20 protein-coding genes are annotated in these 9,251 nt (G+C 62.0%); all 20 read right to left on the reverse strand.

Annotated features, from left to right (window positions below):
• Entirely contained in the window at positions 1-564 is a 564-nt protein-coding gene (gene rpsE / locus NKJ26_RS02070; RefSeq protein ID WP_006333394.1) for a 30S ribosomal protein S5, read from the reverse strand.
• Between the two features lie 154 nt (positions 565-718).
• Positions 719-1,078, reverse strand: coding sequence for a 50S ribosomal protein L18 (gene rplR, locus NKJ26_RS02075; protein ID WP_352601813.1), 360 nt, complete (start codon positions 1,076-1,078; stop codon positions 719-721).
• Between the two features lie 138 nt (positions 1,079-1,216).
• On the reverse strand, positions 1,217-1,750 hold the full coding sequence (rplF, locus tag NKJ26_RS02080; protein WP_013895694.1) for a 50S ribosomal protein L6: 534 nt from the start codon (positions 1,748-1,750) through the stop codon (positions 1,217-1,219).
• Positions 1,751-1,841: 91 nt separating this feature from the next.
• The gene (gene rpsH, locus NKJ26_RS02085; RefSeq protein ID WP_006205453.1) at positions 1,842-2,240 is read right to left on the reverse strand and encodes a 30S ribosomal protein S8; all 399 of its coding nucleotides are present in this window, start codon (positions 2,238-2,240) and stop codon (positions 1,842-1,844) included.
• Between the two features lie 12 nt (positions 2,241-2,252).
• A complete protein-coding gene (rpsN, locus tag NKJ26_RS02090) occupies positions 2,253-2,558 on the reverse strand; it encodes a 30S ribosomal protein S14 (RefSeq protein WP_010909282.1) in 306 nt (101 codons plus the stop codon).
• 27 nt (positions 2,559-2,585) lie between these two features.
• Positions 2,586-3,164, reverse strand: coding sequence for a 50S ribosomal protein L5 (gene rplE / locus NKJ26_RS02095; protein ID WP_023717521.1), 579 nt, complete (start codon positions 3,162-3,164; stop codon positions 2,586-2,588).
• Entirely contained in the window at positions 3,157-3,471 is a 315-nt protein-coding gene (rplX, locus tag NKJ26_RS02100; RefSeq protein ID WP_013531428.1) for a 50S ribosomal protein L24, read from the reverse strand. The genes rplE and rplX overlap by 8 nt, the downstream gene beginning before the upstream one ends.
• A 12-nt stretch (positions 3,472-3,483) precedes the next feature.
• Positions 3,484-3,852, reverse strand: coding sequence for a 50S ribosomal protein L14 (gene rplN / locus NKJ26_RS02105; protein WP_006205457.1), 369 nt, complete (start codon positions 3,850-3,852; stop codon positions 3,484-3,486).
• Positions 3,853-3,937: 85 nt separating this feature from the next.
• On the reverse strand, positions 3,938-4,177 hold the full coding sequence (gene rpsQ, locus NKJ26_RS02110) for a 30S ribosomal protein S17 (protein WP_010909280.1): 240 nt from the start codon (positions 4,175-4,177) through the stop codon (positions 3,938-3,940).
• Between the two features lie 11 nt (positions 4,178-4,188).
• Entirely contained in the window at positions 4,189-4,389 is a 201-nt protein-coding gene (gene rpmC / locus NKJ26_RS02115; protein WP_006205459.1) for a 50S ribosomal protein L29, read from the reverse strand.
• 13 nt (positions 4,390-4,402) lie between these two features.
• Entirely contained in the window at positions 4,403-4,816 is a 414-nt protein-coding gene (rplP, locus tag NKJ26_RS02120; RefSeq protein WP_027026963.1) for a 50S ribosomal protein L16, read from the reverse strand.
• Positions 4,817-4,843: 27 nt separating this feature from the next.
• A complete protein-coding gene (gene rpsC, locus NKJ26_RS02125; protein WP_027026962.1) occupies positions 4,844-5,569 on the reverse strand; it encodes a 30S ribosomal protein S3 in 726 nt (241 codons plus the stop codon).
• The gene (gene rplV, locus NKJ26_RS02130) at positions 5,569-5,958 is read right to left on the reverse strand and encodes a 50S ribosomal protein L22 (protein ID WP_006205462.1); all 390 of its coding nucleotides are present in this window, start codon (positions 5,956-5,958) and stop codon (positions 5,569-5,571) included. Before rplV ends, rpsC begins: the two co-directional genes overlap by 1 nt.
• A gap of 2 nt (positions 5,959-5,960) precedes the next feature.
• A complete protein-coding gene (gene rpsS, locus NKJ26_RS02135) occupies positions 5,961-6,239 on the reverse strand; it encodes a 30S ribosomal protein S19 (RefSeq protein WP_006205463.1) in 279 nt (92 codons plus the stop codon).
• A 16-nt stretch (positions 6,240-6,255) separates the two neighbouring features.
• Positions 6,256-7,089 (reverse strand): 50S ribosomal protein L2, encoded by an 834-nt coding sequence (gene rplB, locus NKJ26_RS02140; RefSeq protein ID WP_027026960.1) that lies wholly within the window; start codon positions 7,087-7,089, stop codon positions 6,256-6,258.
• Positions 7,090-7,111: 22 nt separating this feature from the next.
• Positions 7,112-7,405, reverse strand: a complete 294-nt coding sequence (locus NKJ26_RS02145; protein ID WP_027026959.1) for a 50S ribosomal protein L23 — start codon at positions 7,403-7,405, stop codon at positions 7,112-7,114.
• Complete coding sequence (gene rplD, locus NKJ26_RS02150) at positions 7,402-8,022, reverse strand: 50S ribosomal protein L4 (RefSeq protein WP_027026958.1); 621 nt, start codon at positions 8,020-8,022, stop codon at positions 7,402-7,404. Before rplD ends, NKJ26_RS02145 begins: the two co-directional genes overlap by 4 nt.
• Positions 8,022-8,735: a 50S ribosomal protein L3 gene (rplC, locus tag NKJ26_RS02155; protein ID WP_027026957.1), complete on the reverse strand. Its 714-nt coding sequence runs from the start codon at positions 8,733-8,735 to the stop codon at positions 8,022-8,024. The genes rplD and rplC overlap by 1 nt, the downstream gene beginning before the upstream one ends.
• A gap of 60 nt (positions 8,736-8,795) precedes the next feature.
• Complete coding sequence (gene rpsJ / locus NKJ26_RS02160; protein ID WP_010909272.1) at positions 8,796-9,104, reverse strand: 30S ribosomal protein S10; 309 nt, start codon at positions 9,102-9,104, stop codon at positions 8,796-8,798.
• A gap of 63 nt (positions 9,105-9,167) precedes the next feature.
• The coding region (locus tag NKJ26_RS02165; RefSeq protein ID WP_455749504.1) for an EF-Tu C-terminal domain-related protein at positions 9,168-9,251 on the reverse strand (84 nt) is incomplete at its 5' end.

A 9,251-nucleotide genomic window follows, 5' to 3' on the forward strand; every position in this document is an offset into this window, starting at 1 on the left:
CTATTCTTCAGCCGCGACGGCGGTGCCGCGGCGGGCCTGAAGGGTCGAATACTTGATGCCGCGCGCGGCAGCCACATCCTTGGGATGCATCTGGCTCTTCAGCGCGTCGAAGGTGGCGCGAACCATGTTGTAGGGGTTCGACGAACCCATCGACTTGGCGACCACGTCATGCATACCGAGCGTCTCGAAGACGGCGCGCATCGGGCCGCCGGCGATGATGCCGGTACCTTGCTTGGCTGCGCGCAGCAGAACGCGTCCCGCGCCCCAGCGTCCTTCGACGTCGTGGTGCAGCGTACGGCCCGAGCGCAGCGGCACGAAGATCATGTCGCGCTTAGCCGATTCGGTCGCCTTGCGGATGGCTTCCGGCACTTCGCGCGCCTTGCCGTGACCGAAGCCGACGCGGCCCTTCTGGTCGCCGACGACGACGAGTGCTGCAAAGCCGAAGCGGCGGCCACCCTTGACGACCTTGGCGACGCGGTTGATGTGGACGAGCTTGTCCACCATGCCGTCATCGCGCTCTTCACGATCGCGGCCGCGGCCGCCATCCCTACGTTCCTGTGCCATATCCTGTTCCTTGTTTTTTTCCGGAAGCACGGTTGCTGATAAGATCCGGCACCTCTGTGGGTTGCCGGGGGCGAAAATCATTTTTTCCTTTGCATGATCCTATCCGAAAGTCTGCAACTTTTTGCTGCGCTGACCTCCGGTTCGGGATCAAGCATTAGAAGCTCAGACCACCTTCGCGGGCAGCTTCGGCCAGTGCCTTGACGCGGCCGTGATAGATGTACGGACCGCGATCGAAGACGACTTCCTTGACGCCAGCCTTGGCGGCGCGCTCGGCGATCAGCTTGCCGATCGCGGCGGCGGCAGCAGTGTCGGCGCCGGTCTTGAGCGAACCCTTGAGGTCCTTCTCGAGCGTCGATGCGGCAGCGATGGTGTGGCCCTTGGCGTCGTCGATAACCTGAACATAGATGTTCTTCGACGTGCGGTGCACCGACAGGCGCGGACGCTCACCGGCGACCTTCTTGATCTGGCGGCGGACGCGATGCGCGCGGCGCAGCGTGGCTTCTTTGGTACCCATGGTGGTCTTCCTTGCCTTCAAAAAACGGGGGCCGCCCTGTGCGGTAGGCGAAAGCGCCTCCCGCGACCGCTCCCCGCGGCGCTACACTTCTTGGCTTGGCCCTTTCCGAAAAGTCTGCGACTTTTCGGGGTCAACCCACTACTTCTTCTTGCCTTCCTTACGGACGATCTTCTCGCCGGCGTAACGGACGCCCTTGCCCTTGTAAGGCTCGGGACCACGATATTCGCGGATCTCGGCGGCAACCTGGCCGACCTGCTGCTTGTCGATGCCGGCCACGGTGATTTCGGTCGGCTTCGGCACCGTGATGGTGATGCCGGCCGGCGTCTCGTAGACGACGTCGTGGCTGAAGCCAAGCGCTAGCTGCAGGTTCTTGCCCTGAAGCGCGGCGCGATAGCCGACGCCGGTGATCTCAAGCTTCTTCTCGAAGCCGTCCTTGACGCCCTGCAGAATGTTGACGATCTGCGTGCGCGACATGCCCCACTTGGAGCGGGCGGTCTTGGTCTGGTCGCGCGGCTGGACAGCGATCTCGCTGCCTTCCATCTTGACCAGCACTTCGTCGTTCACCACGAACTTCAGCTCGCCCTTGGGGCCCTTCGCCGTCACGGTCTGGCCGTTGACGGTCGCGGTCACGCCTTGCGGCAGCGAAACGGGTTTCTTTCCAATACGAGACATTTTGTTGTCCTCGTCACTTCTCTTGTTTCAGGTCTCTGTCTTCGGAACGATCCGAAGACCGGATTCCATTTTTCGGGATCGCGCTGCCAGATCAGAAGATCTGGCAGAGGATCTCCCCACCGACGTTCTGTTCGCGCGCTTCGTGGTCGGCCATCACGCCCTTCGGCGTCGAAAGGATGGCGATGCCGAGGCCGTTGGCGACATGCGGAATCGACTTGGCCGAAACGTAGACGCGGCGGCCCGGCTTCGAGACGCGGGCGATTTCGCGCACGACCGGCGCACCGTCGAAATACTTCAGCTCGATTTCGATTTCGGACTTGCCGTTGTCGAAGTCGGTCTGGCTGTAGTCGCGGATATAGCCTTCAGCCTTCAGCACGTCGAGGACGCGGGTGCGCAGACGCGAGGCCGGGGTCGAGACACTCGACTTCTTGCGGCCATAGGCGTTGCGGATGCGGGTCAGCATATCGCCGAGAGGATCGCTCAATGACATGTTATGTCCTCCTTACCAGCTCGACTTGACCAGGCCCGGAATCTGGCCGTTATTGCCGAGATCCCGAAGCGCGATGCGCGATACTTTGAGCTTGCGATAGTAGGCGCGCGGACGGCCGGTGACTTCGCAGCGGTTGCGGATGCGGATCTTGGCCGAGTTGCGCGGCAGGGCAGCAAGCTTGAGCTGAGCGCGGAAACGCTCTTCCATCGGCTTGGACTGATCCATGATGATCGCCTTCAGGGCAGCGCGCTTGGGACCGTACTGGTCGGCAAGCTTGCGGCGCCTGTTGTTCTTCTCGACTGAGCTGGTCTTTGCCATTTCAGATTTTTCCTTTTCTCGCTGCCGTTACTGGCGGAAGGGGAAGTTGAAGGCCTTGAGCAGTGCCCTGGCTTCGTCGTCCGTCTTCGCAGTCGTACAAACGATGACGTCCATGCCCCAGATCTGATCAACCTTGTCGTAGTTGATCTCCGGGAACACGATGTGTTCCTTGATGCCCATGGCGTAGTTGCCACGGCCATCGAAGCTCTTCGGATTCAGTCCGCGGAAGTCGCGGACGCGCGGCAGCGCAATGTTCACGAGGCGGTCGAGGAACTCGTACATGCGTTCCTTGCGCAGCGTGACCTTGGCGCCGATCGGCATCTTCTCGCGGACCTTGAAGCCAGCGATCGAATTGCGGGCGCGGGTGACGACGGCCTTCTGGCCGGCGATCATCGCCAGGTCCTCGGCCGCGATCGAAGGCTTCTTCGAATCGCCGGTCGCTTCGCCGACGCCCATGTTCAGCACGATCTTGTCGATGCGCGGAACCTGCATCTCGTTGTCGTAGCCGAACTGCTCCTGCAAGGCCTTGCGGATGGTCTCGTTGTAGACCTGCTTGAGGCGCGGCGTGTTCTGAGCAGTCGCCTGCTTGGTTTGAGCCTTAGCCATTGATGACTTCTCCCGAGCGCTTGGCGACGCGCACCTTCTTGCCGTCCTTCTGGAAGATGAAGCCGACGCGGGTCGGCTTGCCATCCTTGGGGTCGGCCAGCGCGATGTTCGACAGCTGGATCGGCGCTTCCTTGGTGATGATCCCGCCCTCTTGGGACTGGGACTGCTTCTGGTGACGACGGATCATGTTGACGCCGCGCACCAGCGCGGTGTCTTCCTTCGGCTGAACCGAGAGGACTTCGCCTGAACGGCCCTTGTCCTTGCCGGCCAGCACGACGACCTTGTCGCCTTTTCTAATCTTTTGCATTGGTCCGGCTCCTTACAGCACTTCAGGCGCGAGCGAGATGATCTTCATGTGGTTCTTGGCGCGGAGTTCGCGCGGAACCGGTCCGAAGATACGCGTGCCGATCGGCTCTTTTTTGTTGTCGACGAGAACGGCCGCGTTCTTGTCGAAACGGATCACGCTGCCGTCCGGGCGGCGGATGTCCTTGGCCGTGCGAACCACGACCGCCTTCATCACATCGCCCTTCTTAACGCGGCCGCGCGGAATGGCTTCCTTGATCGACACCACGATGATGTCGCCCACGGAAGCGTATTTCCGCTTCGAGCCGCCCAGCACCTTGATGCACATGACACGACGGGCGCCGGAATTATCCGCGACGTCGAGGTTTGTTTGCATCTGAATCATGACTGGCCGCCTTCTTCTTTTCTAACGGGATGGGCTCGAAGCCCCTCCCCGGTCTGTCCAAAATTCGTTTGTTTACGCCCAGAGATCAGGCTTGGTCCGAAGACACGACGATCCAGCGCTTGTCCTTGGAAATCGGCTTCGATTCCTGGATGAACACCTGATCGCCAACCTTGTGGGCGTTGTTCTCGTCGTGCGCCTTGTACTTCTTGGTCATGCGCACGGTCTTCTTCATCACGGGATGCGTGAAGCGCCGTTCGACCTTGACGACAACCGTCTTCTCGTTCTTGTCGCTGACGACGGTGCCCTGCAGAATGCGCTTTGGCATGTTTTTCGTCCTTAAGCCTTCTTAGCCGCGGACTTTTCCGCAGCGATGGTCTTGATGCGCGCGATGTCCTTGCGGACCTGTCTCACGCGCGCGGTCTTCTCGAGCTGGCCGGTGGCCTTCTGGAAGCGCAGGTTGAACTGCTCCTTCTTCAGGCTGGCCAGATCGTCGGTCAGCTGGTCCTGGGTCTTGGTCCGGATGTCTTCGGCTTTCATGATCAGCCCGTCCTTATTCTGCGATGCGCTGTACGAAGCGCGTCCTGACCGAGAGCTTGGCCGCGCCGAGACGCAGCGCCTCACGGGCGGTTTCTTCATTGACGCCGTCTATCTCGAACATGATGCGGCCCGGCTTGACGCGCGCCGCCCAGTAATCGACCGCGCCCTTGCCCTTGCCCATGCGGACTTCGGTCGGCTTCGACGTGACCGGCAGATCCGGGAAAATACGGATCCAGACGCGGCCAGCGCGCTTCATTTCACGGGTGATCGCGCGGCGGGCCGCCTCGATCTCACGCGCGGTGACGCGGTTCGGCTCAAGCGCCTTCAGCCCGAAACCACCGAAATCCAGGTTGGTGCCGCCCTTTGCGGTACCATGGATACGGCCCTTGAACTGCTTGCGGAACTTTGTGCGCTTTGGCTGCAGCATCGTTCTAACTCCAAATTCCTAAATGTCTCAGGCGTTCTCGCGACGACGACCGCGTTCGCGTTCGCCACCACCGCCATGCGCATGTTCGCCTTCAGTCGCGCGACGCTCCGAAGCCATCGGGTCGTGCTCGAGGATCTCGCCCTTGAACACCCAGACCTTGACGCCGCAGATGCCGTACGCCGTATTCGCCTCGGCCGTGCCGTAGTCGACATCGGCGCGCAGCGTATGCAACGGCACGCGGCCTTCGCGGTACCATTCCATGCGCGCGATCTCGGCGCCGCCGAGACGGCCGGCGCAGTTGATGCGGATGCCTTCGGCACCGAGACGCATCGCCGACTGCACGGCGCGCTTCATGGCGCGGCGGAACGCGATACGGCGCTCGAGCTGCTGGGCGATCGACTGGGCGACCAGGGTCGCGTCGATTTCCGGCTTACGCACTTCAACGATGTTGAGGTGCGTCTCGGACTTCGTCATCTCCATCAGCTTCTTGCGAAGCTTCTCGATGTCGGCGCCCTTCTTGCCGATGATCAGACCCGGACGCGCGGCGTGGATGGTGACGCGGCACTTCTTGTGCGGACGCTCGATCACGACCTTCGAGATCGCGGCCTGCTTGAGTTCCTTCTCAAGATATTTGCGGATCTTGATGTCCTCATGCAGCAGCTTGCCGTACTCGCCGGTGTTCGCGAACCAGCGCGAATCCCAGGTGCGGTTGATGCCGAGGCGAAGACCGATCGGATTGACTTTCTGGCCCATTATGCGGCCTCCCCTTTTTCTTCGACTTCACGAACGACGATCGTGAGGTGCGAGAACGGCTTCTCGATACGGCTGGCGCGACCGCGGCCACGAGCGTGGAACCGCTTCATGACGATCGACTTGCCGACATAGGCTTCCGCCACGATCAGCGCATCGACGTCGAGGTCGTGGTTGTTTTCCGCGTTGGCAATCGCCGATTCCAGCGTCTTCTTGACCGTGCCGGAAATCCGCTTGGCCGAGAATTCGAGATCGGAAAGCGCTGTCGCGACCTTCTTGCCGCGGATCAGCGCGGCAACCAGGTTCAGCTTCTGCGGGCTGATACGGATCGTGCGCAACACGGCGCGCGCTTCGTTGTCAGCAAGCCTGCGCGGAGCTTTGGCCTTGCCCATGATTATTTCCTCTTCGCCTTCTTATCCGCGCCGTGACCGTAATAGGTCCGGGTCGGAGCGAATTCACCGAACTTGTGACCGACCATGTCCTCGTTCACCGAGACGGGAACATGCTTCTGGCCGTTGTAGACACCGAAGGTGAAGCCGACGAACTGCGGCAGGATGGTGGAGCGACGGCTCCACATCTTGATCACCTCATTGCGACCACCTTCACGAACCTTGTCCACCTTCTTGAGAAGGTAGCCGTCGATGAAGGGGCCTTTCCAAATAGAACGAGTCACTTGGCGTTACCTCTTCTTAGCTCTTGCGCTGATGGCGCGAGCGCAGGATGAACTTGTCGGTCGCCTTGTTGGACCGCGTCTTCTTGCCCTTGGTCGGCTTGCCCCACGGGCTGACCGGATGACGGCCACCCGAGGTGCGGCCTTCACCACCGCCGTGCGGATGGTCGACCGGGTTCATGGTCACGCCGCGATTGTGCGGGCGCTTGCCACGCCACACCGTGCGGCCGGCCTTGCCGTCGTTGATGTTGCCGTGGTCCGGGTTGGAAACGGCGCCGACGGTGGCCATGCAGGAGCCGTGAACGACACGCTGCTCGCCCGAGTTGAGGCGCAGGATCGCCATGCCCTGGTCGCGACCGACGAGCTGGCCATAGCCACCCGCCGAACGAGCGACCTGGGCACCCTTGCCCGGCTTCAGCTCGATGTTGTGGACGATGGTGCCGACCGGCATCGAGGCCAGCGGCATCGCATTGCCCGGCTTCACGTCGACCGCTTCGCCCGACACGATCTTGTCGCCGGGAGCCAGACGCTGCGGAGCGATGATGTAGGACAGCTCGCCATCGTCATACTTGATCAGCGCGATGAAGGCGGTGCGGTTCGGATCGTATTCGATGCGCTCGACCGTGCCGACGACGTCGAACTTGCGGCGCTTGAAGTCGATGATGCGGTACGAACGCTTGTGACCGCCGCCGATGAAGCGAGCCGTGATGCGGCCGTGATTGTTGCGGCCGCCCGACTTGGTCAGGCCTTCGGTCAGACCCTTGACGGGCTTGCCCTTGTAGAGGCCCGAGCGGTCGACGATGACCAGCTGGCGGGTGCTCGGCGTTACCGGGTTGAATTTTTTAAGTGCCATTGTCCTGTCCTCGCGGCCTTGCTCAGAGACCCGTCGCGACGTCGATCGACTGGCCTTCGGCCAGCGTCACGATCGCCTTCTTGACGTCGCTCTGGCGGCCGATGGTGCCGCGGAAGCGCTTGATCTTGCCCTTGCGGACAAGCGTGTTCACTGCCGTCACCTTGACGCCGAACAGCGCTTCGACGGCGGCCTTGATTTCCGGCTTCGACGCCTTCTTGGCGACGTTGAAGACGACCTGGTTCTGCTCGGAGGCCATGGTCGACTTTTCGGTGATCGCCGGCGAGACGATCACGTCGTAATGACGAAGGTCGGTCATTTAAAGCGCTCCTCGAGAGCCTCGACGGCGGCCTTCGAAAGGACCAGCGTGCCGCGGCGCAGAATGTCGTAGACGTTGATACCCTGGATGGGCAGCACGTCGATGTTGGGGATGTTGGTCGCGGCCAGCTTGAAATTGTTGTCAAGCTCGGCGCCGCCAATCACCAGGGCGTTGGTCAGGCCCAGCGTCGCGAAATTCGCGATCAGTGCCTTGGTCTTGGCCTCGGTCAGCTTCAGCTCGTCGATGATGATGATCGACGCGCTCTTGGCCTTGGCCGAGAGAGCATGCTTGAGGCCAAGCGCGCGAACCTTCTTCGGCAGATCGTGCTCGTGGCTGCGAACGACCGGGCCGTGGGCCTTGCCGCCGCCGCGGAACTGCGGAGCGCGTGCCGAATGGTGGCGGGCGCGGCCCGTACCCTTCTGCTTGTACATCTTGGCGCCGGTGCGCGCGATTTCGGCGCGGCCCTTGGTCTTGTGCGTGCCCTGCTGCTTCTTGGCGAGTTGCCAGCGCACGACGCGCTGCAGGATGTCCTCGCGCGGATCAAGGCCGAAAATCTCCTCGGAGAGTTTCACCTTGCCGGCGTCCTTGCCGCCCAGCGTTGTGATCTTGAGATCCATTATTCCGCTCCCTCTGTGGCCGGAGCCTCGTTCTTGGCGACAGCGCGGATCGCGGCAGGCTTCGGCGCGTTGGCCGGCAGTGCCACCTTGGCCGCATCGCGGACCAGGATCCAGGCGCCCTTCGATCCGGGAACCGCACCGCGGATCAGGATCAGGCCGCGGTCGGCGTCGGTCGATACGATCTCGACGTTCTGCGTGGTGACGCGGGTGTCGCCCATGTGGCCAGCCATATGCTTGCCCTTGAACACCTTGCCCGGGTCCTGGCGCTGGCCGGTCGAACCGTGCGTACGGTGCGAGACCGAGTTACCATGGGTCGCGCGGCCACCACCCATGTGGTGGCGCTTGATGACGCCCTGAAAACCCTTGCCGATCGTCGTGCCCGTCACATCGACCTTCTGGCCGGCGACGAAATGCTCGACCGTGATCTCGGCGCCGACATCGATCATGTTGTCGGCGGAGACGCGGAACTCGGCGACCTTCGCCTTCGGCTCGACGGAAGCGGTCGCGAAATGGCCGCGCATCGCCTTCGACGTGTTCTTCACCTTGGCAAGGCCAACGCCGAGCTGAACGGCGGTGTAGCCATTCTTCTCCTGCGTGCGCTGCGCCACGACCTGGCAGTTCTCCATCTGGAGAACAGTGACGGGAACATGTTCCCCGGCATCGTTATAGATGCGGGTCATTCCCACCTTCTTTGCAATCACACCTGAACGCATCGGTTCAATTCCTTTAGAGTTCCGGGCCAGGGGCACCGCCCCTTCCTCGCCTCTCGTTCCTTAGAGCTTGATCTCGACGTCCACACCGGCCGCCAAATCGAGCTTCATCAAAGCATCGACGGTCTGCGGGGTCGGATCGACGATGTCGAGCAGACGCTTGTGCGTGCGCATCTCGAACTGCTCGCGGCTCTTCTTGTCGACGTGGGGCGACCGGTTGACCGTAAACTTCTCGATCCGCGTCGGCAGCGGAATGGGGCCGCGGACGTTGGCACCGGTGCGCTTGGCCGTCGACACGATTTCCTTCGTCGAGGCGTCGAGCACGCGGTGATCAAACGCCTTCAGGCGGATGCGGATATTCTGTCCGTTCATGCGTCACTTCCTTGTTCTGGCGCGGCGCGGGCAGCGCCCGCGACAGATCGGTTTAAGTCCAAATTACTCTTTGATGGTGACGACGATGCCGGCACCGACGGTGCGGCCGCCTTCACGGATGGCGAAGCGCAGCTTCTCTTCCATGGC

The sequence above is a fragment of the Mesorhizobium sp. M0152 genome (assembly GCF_040322415.1).
Classification (GTDB): Bacteria; Pseudomonadota; Alphaproteobacteria; order Rhizobiales; family Rhizobiaceae; genus Mesorhizobium.